General features: G+C 57.1%; 18 protein-coding genes. 5 read left to right on the top strand and 13 right to left on the bottom strand.

Going from position 1 to position 19,496, the window contains the following annotated elements:
- Positions 1-65: 65 nt before the first annotated feature.
- Both DWZ01_RS07190 and DWZ01_RS07185 read right to left on the bottom strand, forming a co-directional pair.
- A complete protein-coding gene (locus tag DWZ01_RS07190; RefSeq protein WP_022094153.1) occupies positions 66-284 on the bottom strand; it encodes a hypothetical protein in 219 nt (72 codons plus the stop codon).
- A 21-nt stretch (positions 285-305) separates the two neighbouring features.
- The gene (locus DWZ01_RS07185; protein ID WP_117848463.1) at positions 306-3,503 is read right to left on the bottom strand and encodes a hypothetical protein; all 3,198 of its coding nucleotides are present in this window, start codon (positions 3,501-3,503) and stop codon (positions 306-308) included.
- Between the two features lie 198 nt (positions 3,504-3,701).
- Here DWZ01_RS07185 and DWZ01_RS07180 point away from each other — a divergent pair, with 198 nt between their 5' ends.
- Both DWZ01_RS07180 and DWZ01_RS07175 read left to right on the top strand, forming a co-directional pair.
- Positions 3,702-4,724 carry a YafY family protein gene (locus DWZ01_RS07180; protein WP_055287288.1) on the top strand — a complete coding sequence of 341 codons (1,023 nt, stop codon included), beginning with the start codon at positions 3,702-3,704 and terminating at the stop codon, positions 4,722-4,724.
- Entirely contained in the window at positions 4,711-5,628 is a 918-nt protein-coding gene (locus DWZ01_RS07175; RefSeq protein ID WP_117848462.1) for a YafY family protein, read from the top strand. Before DWZ01_RS07180 ends, DWZ01_RS07175 begins: the two co-directional genes overlap by 14 nt.
- Here DWZ01_RS07175 and DWZ01_RS07170 read toward each other — a convergent pair.
- Together DWZ01_RS07170 and DWZ01_RS07165 are read right to left on the bottom strand one after the other, a co-directional pair.
- A complete protein-coding gene (locus tag DWZ01_RS07170) occupies positions 5,625-8,519 on the bottom strand; it encodes a helicase C-terminal domain-containing protein (protein WP_117848461.1) in 2,895 nt (964 codons plus the stop codon). The two genes, DWZ01_RS07175 and DWZ01_RS07170, sit on opposite strands and share 4 nt — an antisense overlap.
- Positions 8,513-9,478 (bottom strand): D-alanine--D-alanine ligase, encoded by a 966-nt coding sequence (locus tag DWZ01_RS07165; RefSeq protein WP_035136496.1) that lies wholly within the window; start codon positions 9,476-9,478, stop codon positions 8,513-8,515. The genes DWZ01_RS07170 and DWZ01_RS07165 overlap by 7 nt, the downstream gene beginning before the upstream one ends.
- Before the next feature lie 85 nt (positions 9,479-9,563).
- Here DWZ01_RS07165 and rlmN point away from each other — a divergent pair, with 85 nt between their 5' ends.
- Positions 9,564-10,616 (top strand): 23S rRNA (adenine(2503)-C(2))-methyltransferase RlmN, encoded by a 1,053-nt coding sequence (rlmN, locus tag DWZ01_RS07160; RefSeq protein ID WP_117848460.1) that lies wholly within the window; start codon positions 9,564-9,566, stop codon positions 10,614-10,616.
- 199 nt (positions 10,617-10,815) lie between these two features.
- Here the strand turns inward: rlmN and DWZ01_RS07155 are convergent, their stop codons facing one another.
- The 9 genes from DWZ01_RS07155 to rpmH form a co-directional block, all read right to left on the bottom strand.
- Positions 10,816-11,070 carry a hypothetical protein gene (locus tag DWZ01_RS07155; RefSeq protein ID WP_117848459.1) on the bottom strand — a complete coding sequence of 85 codons (255 nt, stop codon included), beginning with the start codon at positions 11,068-11,070 and terminating at the stop codon, positions 10,816-10,818.
- A complete protein-coding gene (locus DWZ01_RS07150; protein WP_198019880.1) occupies positions 11,060-11,965 on the bottom strand; it encodes a ParB/RepB/Spo0J family partition protein in 906 nt (301 codons plus the stop codon). Before DWZ01_RS07150 ends, DWZ01_RS07155 begins: the two co-directional genes overlap by 11 nt.
- On the bottom strand, positions 11,958-12,758 hold the full coding sequence (locus DWZ01_RS07145) for a ParA family protein (protein ID WP_022093800.1): 801 nt from the start codon (positions 12,756-12,758) through the stop codon (positions 11,958-11,960). The genes DWZ01_RS07150 and DWZ01_RS07145 overlap by 8 nt, the downstream gene beginning before the upstream one ends.
- A gap of 134 nt (positions 12,759-12,892) precedes the next feature.
- Complete coding sequence (gene rsmG, locus DWZ01_RS07140; protein WP_233506192.1) at positions 12,893-13,630, bottom strand: 16S rRNA (guanine(527)-N(7))-methyltransferase RsmG; 738 nt, start codon at positions 13,628-13,630, stop codon at positions 12,893-12,895.
- A 96-nt stretch (positions 13,631-13,726) separates the two neighbouring features.
- Positions 13,727-14,296 (bottom strand): R3H domain-containing nucleic acid-binding protein, encoded by a 570-nt coding sequence (locus DWZ01_RS07135; RefSeq protein ID WP_022093802.1) that lies wholly within the window; start codon positions 14,294-14,296, stop codon positions 13,727-13,729.
- A gap of 44 nt (positions 14,297-14,340) precedes the next feature.
- Positions 14,341-15,111, bottom strand: coding sequence for a YidC/Oxa1 family membrane protein insertase (locus tag DWZ01_RS07130; protein ID WP_117848457.1), 771 nt, complete (start codon positions 15,109-15,111; stop codon positions 14,341-14,343).
- Between the two features lie 29 nt (positions 15,112-15,140).
- Entirely contained in the window at positions 15,141-15,365 is a 225-nt protein-coding gene (gene yidD, locus DWZ01_RS07125) for a membrane protein insertion efficiency factor YidD (protein ID WP_082222962.1), read from the bottom strand.
- A complete protein-coding gene (gene rnpA, locus DWZ01_RS07120) occupies positions 15,362-15,700 on the bottom strand; it encodes a ribonuclease P protein component (protein WP_006236191.1) in 339 nt (112 codons plus the stop codon). Before rnpA ends, yidD begins: the two co-directional genes overlap by 4 nt.
- A 20-nt stretch (positions 15,701-15,720) precedes the next feature.
- Positions 15,721-15,855: a 50S ribosomal protein L34 gene (gene rpmH, locus DWZ01_RS07115; protein WP_019127408.1), complete on the bottom strand. Its 135-nt coding sequence runs from the start codon at positions 15,853-15,855 to the stop codon at positions 15,721-15,723.
- A gap of 345 nt (positions 15,856-16,200) precedes the next feature.
- Between rpmH and DWZ01_RS07110 the strand changes: the two genes are divergently transcribed.
- Together DWZ01_RS07110 and DWZ01_RS07105 are read left to right on the top strand one after the other, a co-directional pair.
- Entirely contained in the window at positions 16,201-17,553 is a 1,353-nt protein-coding gene (locus tag DWZ01_RS07110) for an ATP-binding protein (protein WP_117848456.1), read from the top strand.
- Positions 17,554-17,568: 15 nt separating this feature from the next.
- Positions 17,569-19,293, top strand: a complete 1,725-nt coding sequence (locus DWZ01_RS07105) for a DnaA ATPase domain-containing protein (RefSeq protein WP_117848455.1) — start codon at positions 17,569-17,571, stop codon at positions 19,291-19,293.
- The last annotated feature ends 203 nt before the right edge of the window (positions 19,294-19,496 follow it).

Genomic DNA, 19,496 nt, shown 5'->3' with positions numbered 1-19,496 from the left:
GAGAAAAAAAGGGGGGGGAGCCAGTCCCCTGGCTCGCCCGCTTTCAATCATGTAAATCGCCGTATCTACTCTGCAGACGAAGATCCACCATCAACGATTGCCTGCTCGGACTCAGGAATCCCATCGGCACCCGTGCTCTGTTCTTGCTCCACCTCTTCGCTGATTGCGGAGGCGGGGGTCGAGCCCTTCGCACCCACGATGTAGGCGGCCCCAAATCCTAACGCAATGGCAATCAAGGTCAAAATCACGTAGACAGGCCAATGGCGCTTAATATACGAAAACACGTTGACTCCTTAGAGCTCCGTCTACGAACGGCGGATAACCTCGGTCACAACCTCGGATACCGTGGCAATGTTCGTCGGGTTGACATTGTGGGGCAGGTCGTCCTCGGTACGAGCGCAAGCCAGGCGCGTGCCGTCCACGCCGGCGATGGTGAGGGCTCGGCGGCTCGCCTCGAGCGCGGCATAGGCATCGGTCTTGGCATAGGGCATCTCGAGCGCGCCACAATCGACATGGAACGACTTGCAGACCTTGCTGACCAGGTTCATGATGCGGCGATCGCCCTTGAGCAGTTGTTGTTCGCCCTCGACCGTCACAACCGAAAGCCTACCGGCGCCGACGGATTCAAGATTGATGAAGAATACGCCGCGGAGCTTATCGCGATGCGAAGCCAAGAAGGCCTTCATGCCGGCGCCATCACAATCCGAGGCGCCCGTTGCCACAAACCAGATATCGTGACCGAGCAGCTCATCATCGCCCATAGAGGCGACAGCCGAGAGCATATCTTCGGAAGAAGCGCCATCGGAAGACGTAGCGCCACCCTTCCAGCCATCGTTATCGTCCTCGAAGTTATCCCACGAACCGATACCGCGACCGGACTTCTTGGCATCGTAATCGTCTTCGACGCCCAGCCAGTCACTCATGCTGTCCTGCTCGTTTTTCTTTTTACGACCGAACAGGCCACCCAGGCCGCGCTTACGAGACTTGGGTGCCGCCGGGGCGGGAGCCGAAATGGTCTCGATCGGCTGCGCGCCCGACGCAACGGGCATGGGAGGCGCAACGGGTGCCGATGTGGGTTCGGGACCTTGGGCGGTAGCAAAGGGGTCGTTGACCTGGGCAGAGGGATCGGGAAGGTCGAACAGCGACGTGCGAGACGCAACGTTTGCCTGCTTCATAGACGGCAGCGACGGATCGGGGACCGAAGCCAGCGGAGACGAGGAGGGTGCAGGCGACGGTGCCGACGCCGGATCGGGAACATTCATCTGCGGACGCGGCGATGCTTGGGAGGAAATCTGGGCCATAAGGGAATCGACCGTTTCGTCCTGGGTGGGAGCGACATTGGCAACCGTGGCACCGGAACCACTCGGGGTCGGCATGGTGAAAATCTGCGTGGAGTAAGGTCTCGACTCATCCGTTTCGAGAGTCTCGGAAACCACAGACACTTCCTCCTGCTCGGCCTCGGTCGAATCATCTTGCTCGGCTGCCGCGTATTGCTCTTCGTCAGAGTTGGCCTCGACGGACTCGTCCTCGGCGGCATCTTGGATTTCGGCAGCATCAATAGGCTCGTCATCGTCTGCCGCGTCGCCCTGTTCATCGGAAACAGGAAGGGGCTCGGCAATCGCGGTGCCTTGCTTTTCAAACGTTATCGTGGAATCGAACTGCGCGGCATCAAACGACATGGTGCTATCGACGTGCTGCTGGGCCTCGAAAGACGTCGTCGCCTCAACAACATCCGCGGACGCCGGTTGCTGGGACTCAAAGGACGTTGTAGCTTCGGCGGCGTCGACGGGCGCGGACTGCATAGCCTCGTTCTGCTCGAACTCTTGCGCCGCGTGCTCACGTGCCGCCTCGGCTGCCTGCTGCTGAGCGATAGCCTCCTGCTCGGCAGCCTCGCGTGCGGCAGCGCGCTTCTCCTCGAAATCGTCGACAAATTTCTTGCCCTTTGCAAGCGCACCCTTAAAGAAGTTGGAAGCGCTGGCGCCAATCGACGAGAACGCGGATGCAATGTCGGCATGGGGCGTTGCCGCGGGAATCTCGGCCGAGAAATCAGTATCGCTCTCGTAAGACACGCGCCTCGGCTGTTCAACGTAATCGTCGTCAGACTCGTCCGCAACGTCTTGCGCCGGCGCGGCGGGAGCCAAAACGTCCAGTCCTGCCGCGGGATCGATCGCGGACACTGCCTCGGGCTCGGCAACGGCAGCGGCAACCGCGGCAGACTCATCATCCACGGTGACAGCGGGCGCAGGTGCAGTCACGACGGGGGCAGGCTCGGGCTCAAACGTCGGCTCCTCGCCCTCCTCGTAATCGAGCGTGCAGGACTCGGGAAGCATTCCGAGCGCACGGATGGCATCCGAACCAAAGCGGATGTTGCCGGCGGCATTGCGATAGAGCTTGGGCTCGGGCTCGGCCGCGACAGGCTCCTCCACCGGCTCGGCAGCGGAAACCTCGTCATTGAACTCTTCAGCCTGGACAGCCTGATCCTGATCCTCGGGCACGATGGCGCCAATCAGCGTCTCGTCGGCAGACGCACCCTCAAAGCCCTCGATCTGCTCGTCGAAAGCCTCACCCTGTTCGGGCTCGGTCTGAGTGTCGGGAGCAATCGGCTGACCGAACTCGTCCTCGGCGTAGGTAGGCTCTTCGTACTCGATGGTGTTGCCGTAGTCGTTTTGCTGCTGGGCCGCGGCATACTCCGCCGCTGCACGCGCCATTTCCTCGGCACGACGCTTTTGCTCCCCAAAATAGGTATCGAACGGAACATCGTCGGGAAACTCGTTTTCGCCCTGGAAGGGAGCAACGTTGTCCATAACGCCGAGCATAGCGGCGACAGAAGACTTGTTGCACACCGCGCCGGACGTATAGGGAAGAATGTGGCGGTTAGAGATGATGTTTGCCGCGTTGGCAAGTGCAACGAGGGAAGCGAGGATCGCGACAATCCACAGCAGAACCTTGAGCGCGCCGGGGAGCGGCAGGATACGCAGGATGGCAACGGCAGCAGGGGCAACCGTGGCAACAGGCAGCAGCTTGGCGATGAGCGCACGATACGAAGCATAGGGCTCGCGGGCGAGCAGCTCAGCACGGGGAGAGTCGTAGTGTGCGACAACGACCACCGGGCGGTTACGCGGGGACGCGAGCGGGCCCGAGGCCTTGTGATAGGCGATGACATTTTGGCTCACGCTTGTCTTGCCCAGGCGCGAAACCACGGGGTGCCCTGTGCGCTCGAGCACGTAAAGAACGGCGCCGACAATGGCCAGCAAGGTGCCGACCAAGCCGATACCGCCGCCGATGCCCATCAGCAGGGCACCGGCAAACGCAAGAATACCGGTAACGGCAAATGCCAACCTACTGGGCGCCGGGGCATTGAACTCCTGAACCTCGGGATCAAAGCCGTGGTTGCGGAAGATCTGAGCGATATCCTCGGCAGCCAAGCGCTCTTCTTCGCTGCACGCCGGCGTAATGCCGGTGTTCTGCAGCAGGTGGTTAATATAGTTCTGGGTGTTCGCCATGTGCGCTCCACATCCATAATCCGACAAATAGGCCCAATGCATGCACATTAGAACCGTATATAGTCGAAAGTATACCCCGAGCGAGCGCAAACGACCGAATTCGGGCCATCTTAACGCCCCGAGCGGACAAGGATATAGCCTAATCTCCATATCGGACTAAAATCATGGCAGCAAACCACCTTCTCATGCGAGGACCCTATGACGGCAAGCGACACGACCGAGACAATTAAAAAGGGGAATTCGGAGCCCAGTTTCGATAAAACGGCTCAGCGCATCCTCAATCTTTTCTTTGTGCTCAATAGCTCCCCCGAACCGCTGACGACCGAGCAGATCGTCTTGGATTCTGACCTGGGATATGGCTCGGGCAATATCGACTCGGATAAGCGCAAGTTTCGACGCGATCGTGACAAGCTGCTCGAACGCGGCATCTTAATCAAGGAGGTTCGCCCCACCGGCGCGCAGGAGACCGAGGAAAGCTCGTGGACAATCGACCGCGAGCACACGTTTGCGGCAGGCGGCCTCATTACCGCAGACGACGCCGATATCCTGCTCAACGCCATCGACCAGACACTAGCGGCCGGCTCATCCACTTTTGCCGCACCGCTTGCCGATATTCGCTCCAAGATTGCCTATCTCACCGGCAGGACGACGGTAGACGAGGCGCCGATCAGCCGCTCTCCCACCGTCGATGCGGTTTGGAGCGCCTTTGCCGAGCGATGCGCGCTGCGATTTTTATATCAGAACGGACGCGGCGAGCAGAGAGAACGTACCGTCTGCGTCTACGGCATGTTCGAGCGCGAGGGCGTGGCTTACTTCTGCGGCCTCGACAACGTCACCGACGACATCAGGACATTCCGCTGCGACCGCATCGTACGCGCTTGGCGTCCTTCGAAGGCCTACGTCATCCCCGCGGACTTCAACCTCAGCGACTACCTGTTCTTTGAATTCGATTTTGCCGACCGACCGCCCGTTGCAGCCACGTTCTCATTCGCCCCTCAGACGCAGATCGATATGATCAACGGTCTCACGCGTGGGCGAGGTGAGCTCGTACACACCGATGTGGGATGGACCTGGACCGTTGACGTGCGCGATCTTGAAGCCGGCGCCTCATTTTGCATGGCCCACGCCATGGACGGCATGAGGCCCGTGGCCCCCAAATCGCTCAAACAGGCGTGGAACCACCTCATTGAAAGGACGGTGCACGAGCATGCCCGTGCGTAAACTCACCAGCGAGCAGAGGCTCTCGCGCGCCATCGACATCATGGAGGCCCTCTACGCCGCCGGCGAGAGCGGCATGACACGAACCGAGATTTGCAGTCGATTTGACATCACGGGGGTGTCGCTCGACGAGATTCTCGAGATCGTCTCGACGCTCGCGGACCGAGAATCGGGCGCGCGCATCATCTGCAAATGCCGCGGCGAGCGTGTGGTCCTCACCGGTGACGCCGGTCGTATGCTACCGCTGCGCCTGAGTGCCGCCGAGGGCGCTGTGCTCAACCACGAACTTGAATCGTTGGGGATCGATCCCCAGGCGGCAGCTCGGATTCGACATGCCCTTCTACCCGAAGAGCTTGGCTATAACCAGCGCGTCTTTGACACCGTCAACCACGGGTCGCACTGGCAGCAGCTGAGCTGTGCCATTCAGGACGGCGTTCGCTGCCGCATCTCGTATCGCTCGATGGACGATGCACGGCCACGCGATCGTCTGGTCGACCCCTTGCGCATTACGGCAAACGGCGACCAAACATACCTGATTGCCTGGGACATCGCGGTCGATGAGCAGCGCACCTATCGCATGGATAAAATCGAGGGACTCGCCTTGACGGAAGACTCCGTCGTGCCTCACGCACCGGACGTCGCATCCCTCCACGATTCCCTTGCCCGGACGCAGCGCAGCGCAAAGCTCCTGATGCCATTCGATATGGCGGAACATCTGGACTGGGCCGGCATCACCCTAATCGAGCGCAGCGGGGCAGACACGGCAACGTTAACCGTGCATTACGGCTCCGAGCGTTGGCTGCTGAGCCAGATAATCGCAGCGGGCGGAGCCATCCGCATCTTGGATGACCCCACCCTGTCAGAGCGTCTGTGCGATATGGCAAAATCCCTCGCCTATCCGCTTTAGCGGCACCGCTCGTGGCGTGCGCGCCACAGCTGTAGATAGTGCCCGATTTGTGCCGACTCGATGCGCTGATAGGAACTCGTGGGCAGCGACGTTAAGAATTTCTTGCCGTAGCCCTTCGTCACCAGGCGCGGGTCGGCCAAGATGAGTACGCCACAATCGGTCGATGAGCGAATGAGGCGACCGGCTGCCTGCTTGACCTCGAGCACGGCCTCGGGCAGCGAATAGCGCGCCCAAGCGCGGTCTTCGCGCAGATTGCGCTCGCATGAGAGCGGGTCTGTGGGGCTCGAGAACGGCAGCTTGGGGATGATGACGCAGCGCAGCGTCTCGCCGCTGGCATCAAACCCTTCCCAAAAGGCCTTAAGTGCAAAGAGCGACGAGGTCGGTTCGTTGATAAAGCGATCGCGCAAACGACGAGGAGACGAGTTGCGCTGCTGGCAGTTGAGTTCCAGACCCGCACGAGCCATCTTGGGCTCGACGCGAGCGTACAGCTCCTCCATGTCACGCCTGTTGGTGAACAGCGTAAGCACCGAGCCGCCCATGGCAAGATGAGCGTCGACCAGCACACGCTCGAGCGCCGAAAGATAGCCTTCACGGTCGCGCGGATCGGGGATATCGCCCGCAACGACTACAGCCATATTCGAATCGAAGTCGTAGCTCGAATCCAAGTGCAGCGACGATGATGTCGAGGCACCGATGCGATCGAGGCCGACGGCGTGGTTAAAGTGCTCAAAGCTCTTGGAAACCGTCATGGTCGCCGATGCAAAGATAGCCGTGTGGACCTCGGGCAGCCACTCGGTTGCCAAGGCCTCGCCAATGTCGATGCGCTCTGCGGTCATTGATTCTCCGCCAGCACGCAACCTGCGATTGACCTGCAGCGAATACACGTAGTGTTCATCGGTGCCCTCAATGATGAGTTTGAGGTTCTCGGCCAGCTCGTGCAGGCGGCGCGAGATATCACCCAGGTCGACAACAACCTCGGGCTTGTCGGCGGCGACGGCTTGCACCAGCGCGTCGACGCTCTTGTCAGCCTGTTCCAATGCGTCGATGGCAGTGTAGGCCGACGGTAAGAAATCATGCCAGTCGTCAGATTCGCGCAACTCGGGGCCAATCCATAGATTGGCATTATCATAACCCCCACGGGCACGGCGGCCGAGCTCGCGAACGCCATCGAACACGTCGGCGATTGCCATGCTCGCGCGTGCAACTGTCGACGTCGCCTTGGCAGTAAGGCCCAGATAGAGCGTAGAGCCCTCGGAGGTTGCCAAATCACGGGAAACCTGGCTTAGCGCGCCGGTGCTCGAGCCACCCAGGCGCTCAAACAGAACGCGTGATTCGTCCGCCGACACCACGCGCGCCCACTGACGGCGCGCCTCGCGCTCGATGGAATGGGCCTCGTCGATTACCCAATGACGAATCGGAGGCAAAATCCTGCCCTCGGCCGCAACATTGCGGAACAGCAGGGAATGGTTGGTGACCACCACATCGGCGTGCGCCGCACGACGGCGAGCGCCGTGGACCAAACATTTATCAGGGAAAAACGGACAGAGGCGACGAGCACACTCGCGCGAGGCCGTCGTAAAGTCGGGGCGGTTGACGCTGCGCCACCGAATGCCAAGCGAGTCGAGGTCGCCATCGGCTGATTGGCAGACGTACGCCATAATGACCGCGACCGCCGTGAGCGTGTCCGCCGGATCGCGCTTGGTGGTAATCTCGACCTGGCCGCGGCTCATGCGCTCAAGCTTGCGCAGGCACGGATAGTGGTCATACCCCTTGAGAGCGCAAAATGACAGACCACCGTCCAGTTGCTCGGCAAGTTTTGGCAGCTCATGGTACATGAGCTGGTCGGCAAGATTGTTCGATTTGGTCGCAATACCAACCGTGATGTTGTTACGGCGCGCTGCCTCGGCAAAAGGCACCAGATAGGCCATCGATTTGCCGACGCCTGTGCCCGCCTCAATTACACGATGAGTGCCCGTGACCAGCGCATCGCGGACCTCGAGCGCCATCGCGATCTGCTCATCGCGCGGCTCGTACGTGGGGTACATACGATTAACCAGGCCGCCCGGGGCATAGTCCGCCTCGATTTCCTCGCGGCTCGGCATCCTAAGGACCGGTAGCTCGTCCGCATCAACGCGATCATCGGCCCGATCGGCCTTGAGTACGTCGGCGCGGGCGGCACTGAGAGAGAAGATGGAACCGGGGTTCTGCCCCGCCAAGAAGGAGAAGATGGGACGATAGGACCAGGGTACGTCGGGATGCATGTCGGCCAAGCGCGCCATTAAGCCCTGGGGCAAGTCGGTGAGCGCCACGAGCAACACGCGCCATACGCCACACAGGGCGTCGACATCGGCGTTGGCGCGGTGCGACACCGAGTCGCAGCCAAACAGGTCGGCCATGAAAGAGAGCTTATGCGAGGCCAGGCGCGGAAGCGCGATGCGCGACAGCGCCAGCGAATCGATCCAGATGTCGCTGACGTTGACACCGCCCTTGACCGACTCGATAAACGAACGGTCGAAGGTGGCGTTATGCGCAATCACCGGGCAGCCGCCGACAAAATCGGCGAGAGCGGCCACGGCCTCGACGGCCGACGGGGCATCTGCCACATCGGCGTTTGTAATGCTCGTGAGCTCGGTAATCTCGGCGGGAATCAGCTGTTTGGGATGCACGAAGGTATCGAAGCGGTCGACGACCTCGCGGCCCGAAAGACGGGCCGCCGAGATCTCGATCAGCTCATTGTCCTGCACCGAAAGACCTGTGGTCTCGGTATCGAGGACGATCACATCTTCCTCGATAAGGCCGAAGGACTGCGTTTTGGCGCGTTCGGCAAGCGTGGCATAGGAGTCGATGACAAACTGCGGCGTTCCTGACGAAACCGCGTCCTCGATTAGCATGCAATGCCCGCTCGACGAAGGCCCATACGGATCAGGCTGTCACAGACCTGCGGGAACGTCATGTCGTCGGTGTGGCGTATCTCGTCCGGATACAGCGACGTATCGGTCATGCCGGGAATGGTATTGGTCTCGAGGATAACGGGGCCGTCCTCACTCACGATAAAGTCGCTGCGCGAGATACCCAGGCAACCGAGGGCCTTGTGAGCAGCACAGGCAAGCTCCTGGGCACGAGCGTAATTCTCGGGTGAAATCTGCGCCGGAATGCGATGGATGTCCGTAGGGTCGACATACTTCACGTCCAGATCGTAGAACTCGCAGTCCTCGGGCTTACGAATCTCGACAATCGGCAGAGCGCGCACGTCATCTTCGCCGTATACGCCGACGGTGATCTCGGTACCCTCGATGCACTTCTCGACCAGCACTTTGTCGCCGTACTCAAACGCCTTGGCGATTGCCGCGGGCAGCTCGGAGGGCTCATGGACCAGGGAAATGCCATAGCTGGAACCGTTGACGGCCGGCTTCACAAAGCAGCGCTCGCCACAAACCTCGACGATATGATCGATATCGACTTCATCGCCCACCTCGAGCGCAAGGCCGGGGGCAATGGGAATGCCCGCCTTGGCGTACAGGAGCTTAGAGACCTCCTTGTCGGCACCGCAGGCGCTGGCAAGCACGCCCGAAGCCGTGTAGGGGATACCCAGGGTCTCCATGGCGCCTTGCATGGCGCCATCCTCGCCGCCGGCACCGTGCATGGCGATAAACGCCACGTCAAAGCCGCCGGTCGCCATGGTTACCATAAAATCATCGGCAGCCGTGTCGAGCAGCTCCACCGAAGTGTAGCCGGCCTCCTTCAAGGCAACCACGACGTTCTTTCCCGAATTGAGCGAGATCTCGCGCTCAGCGGAATGACCGCCCGCCAAGACCGCTACGTGCATGTTCTCTAGGCTTTTACCCGGCATGGGCAGACTCCTCCTCTATAATTTCTGCAGCTGATACCATATTGTAGCGATACCCTCTACGTTTCCCCAAAATCGAAAGGCTTCCATGAATCCCAGGACTAAATCTCAGGACATTCGCGACTTGAGCCAAAACGATATTCGCGAGCTCGTGGCCGAGCTTGGCCAGCCCGCCTTCCGCGCGAAGCAGCTCATCGAATGGGTCTTTGAGAAGAACGTTTGTTCGTTTAACGATATGACAAACCTTCCTAAGGCTTTCCGCGAGCAGCTTAAAGAGGCTTTTGCCTTTGACACGCCGACTGAACTAACCAAGCAGGTTTCCAAAGATGGCTCGCGCAAGTATCTGCTCGAGTACCACGACGGCGTTTCCGTCGAGACTGTCGGCATGCCCCGTCGTAACAAGCTTTCCGTCTGCGTTTCCACCCAAGCTGGCTGTGGCATGGGCTGCGCCTTTTGCGGTACCGGTCTCAACGGCCTCAAGCGCTCTCTGACCGCTCAAGAGATCGTCGACCAGGTACTTCATGTATCCAACGACTTTGGCGAGCGCGCCACGAGCGTCGTCTTCATGGGCCAGGGCGAACCATTTGCCAACTACGACGAGGTTCTCAAGGCGCTGCGAATCCTCAACGACCCCGATGGCATTGGTATCGGTGCTCGTCACCTCACCGTCTCTACCAGTGGCGTTATTCCCGGTATTCGCAAATTTGCCGACATCCCCGAGCAGTTCACGCTTGCTGTTTCACTGCATTCCGCCATCCAGTCGACGCGCAATAAGCTTATGCCCGGTGTTAAGAAGTACACGTTGCTTCGCCTTCACGAGGCGCTTCAGCTCTACACCGAGAAGACTGGCCGCCGCCCGACCTATGAGTATGCCATGATCGAAGGCGTCAACGATACGAATCCCGAGATGCAGGCGCTCTGCGACTTCTGCGAGGGAACGCTGTGCCACGTTAACCTGATTCAGCTTAACGACATCGAGGGCAGCCCGCTCAAGCCGTCGCCGATTCATAAGGTTGAGGATCTTCAGCGTCGTCTTGAGTCCCGTGGCATCGAGACCACGATTCGTAACTCCCGTGGTAACGATATTGACGCCGCTTGCGGACAGCTGAAGCAGCGCTTCAAAGTTCAGAAGAACGCATAGGGGAGTCGCACCCCAAAACGTTTCATGTGAAACATCGAACGGCCCCGGTTACAGGAGATGCAACCGGGGCCGTTTTATTTATTGACCTTAATTTTGAATCAGCTGCTACCTGTCCCATTTTTTACGGCCAAAATAAGGGGTCCTTGCCTCGTGAATCAGACAAGGACCCCTCAAAATATGCTAAGTAATTGTTAGGTACCTAATAGCCTACATTTTCCCATTGGTTACTAACCCAACCTTGATTAATCTTGGGATTCTTCGTTACCTGAGCCGTACGCATGGCAACATCTTCTGTCATAACATCCATTTTCTTCTTGGATGTATCGACAATATCTTGCGCACTACGAAGCAAACGACCTCGAAGTTCATCGTCTGTCGCGATCTTATAGCCAGCAAAGGCACCAGCCGCGACAGTCGTCGCCAATGCAATCGCAGTTATAATCCTATTCCTCATCTTGGCCTCCTTGATCAAACTGAATCATTTCGCCAAGAATACGAGAGAGCTCTTCCTCGTCTTTAAACTCAATCTCAATCTTATTCTTTCCACGCGAGCTCTTAACACGCACGTTGGTATTAAAAACCTGACGAAGCACGCGGGCAGCCTTTTTAAAAGACTGAGGCGTTGCAGGCCTCGGCGTCTTAGGTGTCTCTCCGGCAGAAAACAACGGAGCAAGATTTTCTGTCGCTCTTACGGAAAGGCCCTCTGCAACAACCTTCTCTGCAAGTCGAATTCGAGCGTCCTCATAGGGAACTGCAAGAATCGCACGTGCATGACCAGCAGTAAGTTTGCCCTCAAAAATCATCTGCTGAACAACTTCAGGGAGATCGAGAAGGCGCAGCGAGTTTGTAATTGCAGAGCGTGACTTGCTGACTGCCTTCGACAATGCCTCCTGGGTCATACCGCTGGCATCGATAAGCTGGCGATAGCCCTTAGCCTCTTCGACGGGATTCAGATCAGAACGCTGAAGGTTTTCGATCAGAGCAAGAGCCAGCATCTCTTCATCATTAACATCTTTAATGATGACAGGCAGCTCCTCAAGACCAGCAAGCTTTGACGCTTGGTAACGACGCTCACCAGCGATGATCTCATAGCCGTTTCCATGCTTGCGAACCAAAAGCGGCTGCAAGACGCCATGTTCTTGGATTGATTCGCTCAACTCACGAAGTTCAGTTTCGTTAAAGTGAATTCGCGGCTGATTAGGGTTGGGAACGATATCCTCAATAGGTAGTTTTGTTTCAGATGCGGCATTCGAAGCCGATGCAGCCGAACCACCGGTCTCATACTCGGCCTCTGAGACCAAAGCATTGAGTCCACGTCCCAATCCGCCACGTTTCTTTACACTAGGCACGCTTGATCACCTCTTTTGCAAGGTTCATATATGCTTTTGCACCCTTATTTTGAGGTGCATAGGTAATTACCGGTTCCCCAAAAGACGGAGCTTCGGAGATTTTAACCGTACGGGGGATCAACGTCTTAAATGCCTTATCACCAAAGTACGATTGAACCTCCTCAACAACCTGATTCGATAGAGAAGTACGCGAGTCATACATGGTCATAAGCACACCGTAGGTGTCTAAGCCCTTGTTCAGACGAGATTTGACCATCTTCATTGACTCAAGCAGTTTCGTAACGCCCTCGAGTGCGTAATACTCGCACTGGATCGGAATCAAAACGCTGTCTGCTGCGGTCAAAGCGTTGATAGTAAGCAGGCCGAGCGAAGGAGGGCAGTCAATGAAAATAAAATCGAACTCGTCCTGAATCGGCTCAAGCAAATCTTTGAGGCGGGTTTCACGAGCAATTGCGCTTACGAGTTCAATTTCCGCGCCTGCAAGCTGAATTGTAGCCGGAATTACGAATACCTTTTTGCAATTTGTATCAAGAACAAGCGATTCTGCCGGCACATCATTCAACAATGCATCATAGATGCAGTGATCAAGGTCTTCTTTTTCAATTCCGAATCCACTGGTGCTGTTTCCCTGCGGATCAAAATCGACAATCAGTGTCTTACGACCCTGCTCACCCAGTGCTGCTGCAAGGTTTACAGCCGTCGTTGACTTACCGACGCCGCCTTTTTGATTGATGATTGCAATGATACGCGTGTCTTTTGCGCTCTTAGAACGCTTAACGTCGCGAAATCCCACGGTCCCTCCTGGTGTGTATTAAAGCTGTCAAACGGAGGATGTTTCACGTGAAACATTCCGAATCGATAGCAACTGCTATGTTTCACGTGAAACACTGCAAGCTGTTAGTATCCATTATGTTTCACGTGAAACATCTAGGCAAGCGGATTCTTCTTTGCCATGCCATTTGCACGAGGCAATGAAACGGATGCTGAATGACTCTTCTTAAGAACAATGAACTCCCTGTGACCCAAGCCTTCAGGCAAATCAATTGCGTCATTCAGAAGCAAAGTGAAGCCGCAAATCTTAGCTGCTGACATGCCGGAAGCAAGCTCCTCATCCGAAGGATTGCCCTTGGTGATAACAAATAGCCCTCCATCCTTCAGGTACGGAGCCGCATACTCAACAAGAATCGGTAGAGGGGCCAGTGCGCGGGCGGTTACAACGGAGAACTGCTTCTTATGGCTTCGAGCATATTCTTCAAGACGATCATGAACCGCATGAGCATGTTTCAATCCAAGAGCATGGACAAAGGAATTAACCGCATCAACCTTCTTGCCAACAGAGTCAATATAAGTAGCTTTACGAAGCGTGGTTATGGTTAATGGAATACCAGGGAAGCCCGCACCTGTTCCCATATCGAGCAAAGCTCCCTCAGGAGCCTTATTGATATAGGGGAGCAAAACAAGTGAGTCGAGGATATGAAGTACGGCAGCATCTTCTACGTTAAGAATACGGGTGAGATTGGTTGTCTTATTTGTTTCTAGAACCAAATCCAAATGCTGGATACATTTCCTCAGCTCAATATCAGTTACGCTCAAGGAATATTCTTTGCAATAGGAAGTTAGGCGACTCAACATCTCGTCAGCCTGCTGATCGGTAAGTACAAACAACAGAAGCTCCTTTCTGACAAAAATCAGCGTATCGAGAACTTTTGACAAAAAAAGGGGACGTGGAAACCACGTCCCCCTAGCATAAGCTCGAGTAGATTATCGAGCAACAATCACCACATGGCGATCAGGGTCAGAACCCTCAGAATGAGTATCGACTGCATCGTTGCCACGAAGTGCAATGTGAACCAGTCGGCGCTCGTAGGCATTCATGGGCGGAAGCGAAACACTCTTATGAGTGCGGATGGCACGCTCGGCAGCAGACTGAGCCATGGAGGCGACCTTATCCTGACGGCGACTCTTGTATCCCTCGACGTCCACTACAACCGGATACCTAAAGCCAAGCTTGCGGCTCACCAGCAAAGAGAACATAACCTGAAGAGCATCAAGAGTGCGACCATGACGGCCAATGAGAACAGCAAGGTCGGGAGCCGTTACATCCAAAATCAGCTCACCCTCGTCGCCCTCATACTCATCGATAGGAGAGTTGGCGGCATCGAAGTGCGAAAGGATGGAACGCAGGATGGAAATCGCAACATCGGCAATGGTGTCGAGCTCCTCATCGGTCAGCTCTTCACCAGCCTTGTAGCGCTGTGCAATCTCGGGATAATCGCCCGCGACCTGCGGGGCAACCTCCTCAAGCATATCCTCGATGATCTCTTCAGACATAACGTACTCCAAAAGTTAGGTACCTAAATAAGATTGATATCCCACTACTTCTTCTTGTGCGGGCGCGGCTTCTTCTCGCGACGAGTGACCTCAACCTGCAGCGGAGCGTTCTTAAGACGCTCCTCCTCATCGGCCTTCGCCTTGTCGATGACCTTCTGCGTCACAAAAATCTGCTGGATAACCTGCCAAGCAGACGAGACGTCGTAGTACAGCAGAACACCAACGGGAAGGCTCCAGCCCATCCAAAGCATCATGACCGTCATGACAACGGCCATCATACGCATGCTCTGAGCCTGCTGGCCGGTCTGGTTGCGCGACATATAGAGCTGCGGAATCAGGGTCAGGACGGCAAACAGGATCAGGCAAACCAGCGCAGGCAGTGCAACCATAAAGCCTTCGGCAAAGGAAGCGCTCGGCGTGGTGGTCAGGTCGGGCAGGATGTTGAAGAACGAGAACGTGCCGTCGTTAAAGTACTGCGGCAGGTTGCGCAGCAATGTAAACAGGGCGAACAGGATAGGCATCTGAATCAGCAGCGGCAGACAGCCAGCCATGGGGTTGAACTTGTTCTCGCTGTAGAACTTCTGCATCTCCTCGGCCTGACGCTGGGGATCGTCGGCATAGCGCTCCTGGATCTCGAGCATCTTGGGCTGCAGCACCTGCATGCGAGCCGTCGACTTGGTCGACTTGAGCATAAGCGGCGTCAGCAGCAGACGGATGATGACCACCAGGATGATGATGGACAGGCCCCAGTCGACCGCAAAGGTCTGGATGAGCTTGAGCAGCTCGAAAAGGATGTTAACGATCCAATCCCACATGTAAGTTTTCCTCCGATAGCGAGTGCCCGCTAGGGCACAGGGTCATAACCGCCGACGTGCAGGGGATTGCAACGAGCGATGCGCCTCACGGCAAGCCAGCAGCCTCTCAAAACACCGTGCTTCTCAATCGCCTGGATGGCGTATTGCGAGCACGTTGGGTAATAAATGCAGGCGTCAGGCAATAAGGGCGAAATAACCTGTTGATATATGCGAATAGGAGCGATGGCAACACGTCGCAAAACGTGATTGCTCATCGCTCCTCCCCGGCAACGCCGGCGCGCTTCATAAGCGAACGCAACGCCTTGTCCATCTCCTGCGGCGAGGAAACCCTCGTCTTGGGAGTTGCAAACAAGATGATGTCATAACCCGCAACGGGAAATCCGCAGCTGCGGGCGGCCTCACGCATCACACGCTTAGATCGGTTGCGCACGACGGCACAACCGAGTCGCTTAGCACCAACGAAGGCGACCCTTCCGGAGTCGCCTTCGCCAACCGATTCACATATGGTCATTCGAATCAGAGGGTGATTGAAACGACGCCCCTGACTGAACACATGCTCGAAATCTTGCCGAGACTTAATAGTCTTCATGCGAGATGTGTGTATCGCTGCTAGACAGTGAGACGCTTGCGGCCCTTGGCGCGACGACGGGCGAGCACGGCACGACCACCCTTAGTGGCCATACGGGCACGGAAGCCATGGGTCTTGGCACGCTTACGCTTATTAGGCTGATACGTACGCTTCATCTTAAGTTCCTCCTGCTGCATTTCGAGTGTCCGCGGGGACGCGGACGCAGATATAGACACGTGAGCTTGAAGATTGTAGGGAAATCAATGTTCAAATGTCAAGAAATCAAAGGTAAAAGGTTGCGCAGTTCACACGGTTCCCCCATAAGCACAACCGAAATTTGCGCCTCATGGCAACCTTTCACGATATTTCATCGAGTTTTCAACAGGTCATGTTGGCAATGTTGAGAACTTTTCACCCGTTTTCCAAAGTTTTCAACAAGTTTTGAAAAGTTGTCGAAAGATGAGAAACGTTGCACGGTGAGCTACTATTTGTTCGAAACCTTTTGAAAGATTGCGAGCGGCATGTCTGACGACTTTTACACCATGGTCGATTCCGGAGACCCGGCACCCGACAACGAGCACATCACCGGCGTGCGCGAAGAGCGTGCGGAAGGCGAGCAGACGACCACGCAGGCGCCAAAAGCCATGTATGCCGCGCGCATCGCCGTCTATGACGACATGCTGTCGACACCGCGGGTGATCGTCATTGATCCGCAAGATGTCCGCACGTATTTGGAAGAGACGACCAACACCGTCTACCAGTGCATGAAAGAACAAGGTGGCCATATCTCGCTCATGGTCATCCGCGAGATTGTCGAAAACTTTATCCACGCACACTTTGCCGAGCCCATCATCTCGATTCTGGACGGCGGAGACACCATCCGCTTTGCTGACCAAGGACCCGGCATCGACGACAAGGAACGTGCTTTCGACTTTGGCGTTACCAGCGCAAACAGCAAGATGAAGCGCTATATCCGTGGAACCGGAGCAGGGTTTCCCATGGTGCAGGAGTATTTGGAAAACGCCGGCGGTGCCGTATCCATCGAGGACAACATGGGCAACGGCACCGTGGTTACGGTAAGCCTGAACCCTAAACGCGTGCAGGAAATCGAGCGTGCCGGCGGACGCGGCGCTGCCGTGCGGCCCGAGACGGAGCAGCCCACATATCCCCTGCCGGGAGCTTTTGCGCAGCAGCCCGTGGCAACGCAGCGGATGCAGCCCCCCGTGGGACAGATGCAGCAGCCCGGAATGCTTCCCACACAAGAACCCCAGGCGGCATCTATGTCGATGCCGCCAAACATGCCAGAGGCCATGCCGCTGGCTGATCAGGATGCAGCAGCAATGCAGCAGGCGACGGGGGCGCCGGGTGGCCAGCAAATGGGCTATCAGCCGTACCAACAGGGATATCCATATCAGCAGATGCCGCCACTGGGGTATGGCCAGCAGTTCCCGCAGCAGTACCAGCAGGGATATCAGCAGCCGTACCAGCAGATGCCGCAGCAGCAGTACAACCCCTGGGCCCAGCAGACGCCTCCGCAGCCTTACCAACAGTGGCCTCAAAGTTTTCAACAGCAAATGCCGCCGACGCAGAGTTCTCAACAACCAGCAGCTCAAATGATGTATCCTAATGCAGTAAATCAGTATGCACAGCCACAACCGGACGTGTTCGTAAGCGATCGCGGCAACGCCGCGCTGGGCTATCTGGCGCAAAATCAAGCGTGCGGCGCAACCGATCTTGCGAGGGCGTTTGGAAACTCGGCCCCCACTTGGTCACGCACGCTCAATGACTTGGCGCAGGCCGGCTTGGTCATCAAGCATGGCCAGAAATACCATCTGACCGAACTCGGCGCCGCTCGCGTACGAGCTCAGAGCTAAAGAACGGGAGAGACAGTGGACGAGGAAGCAAGCATCATCCTGGGGGATGCCATCGCCTTTTGCCAGCGCGACGGCCAAGATGCACGCCTCATCAACATGCTGGGGCAATCGCGCGCCATAAGCCTGACCGAAGATACGCTCACGATCGAGGCCCCCTCGCGCTTTGCCATCGCGCAGCTCAAAAAGCATCAGCCGACTATTGAGGCCTATCTGGAAGAAATCGCCTTTGCACCGATTGCTCTCGACATCGTGGCACCGCAAGGCGCCGCGACGGAATCCGCTGCCGCCACGGCGCCCGCCACGGCTCCCGCTGCTTCCCCGGCGGTGCCGGCCTCCGCAGGCGATGTGCCGACAATCGAGCACCAGCACAGCGATGTTTCCCGTGAAACAATGGCACCGTTGACGAGCGCGGCGGCGACGTCAACGAACGCACCCGTCACGCACATGCCCATCGCTCACGACGCAGCGGCGGGCGCGGATTCGGGCATTGCAATCAAGAACACGCTCTCGGCCGACGATTTTCGTCGCATGATGAACCAGATGAAGGGCGGAGCGCCGACTAAATCCACGCAAGCTGCGGCCCCCGCTTCACCCATGCCAGCACCGACCGTGCCGGCCGAGCAGAATACGGATGGAGCCCCGCTCGCCGCGAACTCAAAATTTACCTTTGAGAACTTTGTCTACGGCCCCGAGAACAGCCATGCCTATCGCTCGGCACTCAAGTTTGCCGCCCTCGCGGACGAGCGCGGCACATGCACATCCCTGTTCATCTATGGCAAATCGGGGCTGGGCAAGACCCATCTGCTGCTCGCCATCAAAAACGAGCTCGCCGAGAAGTCGCCCGAGATCAAGGTCAAGTATGCCAACTCCCAGGCATATCTGGACGACCTGATGACCGAGTTCGACCGTCAAAAGAAGAGCAACGCCCCCATCATGCAGGCGTACCACGGCGTGGACGTGCTCATCATCGATGACATCCAAAACATCATCGGCAAGCGCGCGAGTGTGGACTACTTTTTCCAGCTCATGGACGAGTTCATCCGCAACAACAAGAAGGTCGTCATCGCGGCAGACCGCGCCCCCAAGGACCTGAGCATGGACGAGCGTCTGACCAGCCGCTTCAACGCCGGAATGCTCTGCCTGGTCGCAGAGCCCAGCTACGAGATGAAATACAAGATCTTGCAGCGCTATTACGAGAACACCATCGTCGCCGCTCCCGAGGCGGGCGACGACTCACTGCTGGCGGCCTATGGGGGCGACGGCGGGCACCTGACCGACGAGCACTTTAAACACATGGCCGAGGTCTCGGGCACCAACATCCGCGAACTCGAGAGCTTTTGCGAGCGCTGCGCCGGCGAGGCGGGCGACCGCGAGCGCGAGGGCGGAGAGCTCACCTTTGACGATATCGACGCCATCGCCAGCCAGTACTTCGACACATCGGCCAAAAAGATCAACGTCCAGACGGTTCAGTCCGTCATCGAAGAGCAGTACGGCGTGACACACGAGGAGCTCATCGGCCCGCGTCGCAACGCCAATATCGCCAAAGCACGCCATATCGCTATCTACCTGGCCATCGAGATGTGCGAAATGACGACCACGGCGGTGGGCGCCGAATTTGGCAACCGCAACCACTCGACCGTCAGCACGAGCTACAAAAAGGTCCAGAAGATGATCCAGGAAGACCGCACCGTCACCGAAGACCTCAAGTCGCTGCGCGATAAAATTACACTGCGCTCGTAGGGAAATAGAGACACCTGTTGAAAACTTGTCGAAACCACGGGCATAAGGTGTCTAAAACCCAACCCGCGGTGATGAAAAGTTTTGCGCAGATTTTGAACGTGGAAAACCACCCCTGTTGCACACAGGTTGCTGTCGATTCTCTTTCTGGGTCTGACCTGCGTCTTTGGGAATAATCAACAGTTTCGTCAGTGCTATTACTATTA

The sequence above is a fragment of the Collinsella sp. AF28-5AC genome (assembly GCF_003457875.1).
Lineage (GTDB): Bacteria > Actinomycetota > Coriobacteriia > Coriobacteriales > Coriobacteriaceae > Collinsella.
Note: the sequence above shows the minus strand (reverse complement) of the source record. Positions and strands in the feature narration are given on the sequence as shown.

Excerpts from the sequence above, each read along its gene's own strand:
- DWZ01_RS07135 (WP_022093802.1), bottom strand. The coding sequence starts at position 14,296 with ATGTCTGAAGAGATCATCGAGGATATGCTTGAGGAGGTTGCCCCGCAG.
- DWZ01_RS07185 (WP_117848463.1), bottom strand. The coding sequence starts at position 3,503 with ATGGCGAACACCCAGAACTATATTAACCACCTGCTGCAGAACACCGGC.
- DWZ01_RS07170 (WP_117848461.1), bottom strand. The coding sequence starts at position 8,519 with ATGCTAATCGAGGACGCGGTTTCGTCAGGAACGCCGCAGTTTGTCATC.
- DWZ01_RS07180 (WP_055287288.1), top strand. The coding sequence starts at position 3,702 with ATGACGGCAAGCGACACGACCGAGACAATTAAAAAGGGGAATTCGGAG.
- yidD (WP_082222962.1), bottom strand. The coding sequence starts at position 15,365 with ATGAGCAATCACGTTTTGCGACGTGTTGCCATCGCTCCTATTCGCATA.
- DWZ01_RS07165 (WP_035136496.1), bottom strand. The coding sequence starts at position 9,478 with ATGCCGGGTAAAAGCCTAGAGAACATGCACGTAGCGGTCTTGGCGGGC.
- rlmN (WP_117848460.1), top strand. The coding sequence starts at position 9,564 with ATGAATCCCAGGACTAAATCTCAGGACATTCGCGACTTGAGCCAAAAC.
- DWZ01_RS07155 (WP_117848459.1), bottom strand. The coding sequence starts at position 11,070 with ATGAGGAATAGGATTATAACTGCGATTGCATTGGCGACGACTGTCGCG.
- rnpA (WP_006236191.1), bottom strand. The coding sequence starts at position 15,700 with ATGAAGACTATTAAGTCTCGGCAAGATTTCGAGCATGTGTTCAGTCAG.
- DWZ01_RS07175 (WP_117848462.1), top strand. The coding sequence starts at position 4,711 with ATGCCCGTGCGTAAACTCACCAGCGAGCAGAGGCTCTCGCGCGCCATC.
- DWZ01_RS07110 (WP_117848456.1), top strand. The coding sequence starts at position 16,201 with ATGTCTGACGACTTTTACACCATGGTCGATTCCGGAGACCCGGCACCC.
- DWZ01_RS07130 (WP_117848457.1), bottom strand. The coding sequence starts at position 15,111 with ATGTGGGATTGGATCGTTAACATCCTTTTCGAGCTGCTCAAGCTCATC.
- rpmH (WP_019127408.1), bottom strand. The coding sequence starts at position 15,855 with ATGAAGCGTACGTATCAGCCTAATAAGCGTAAGCGTGCCAAGACCCAT.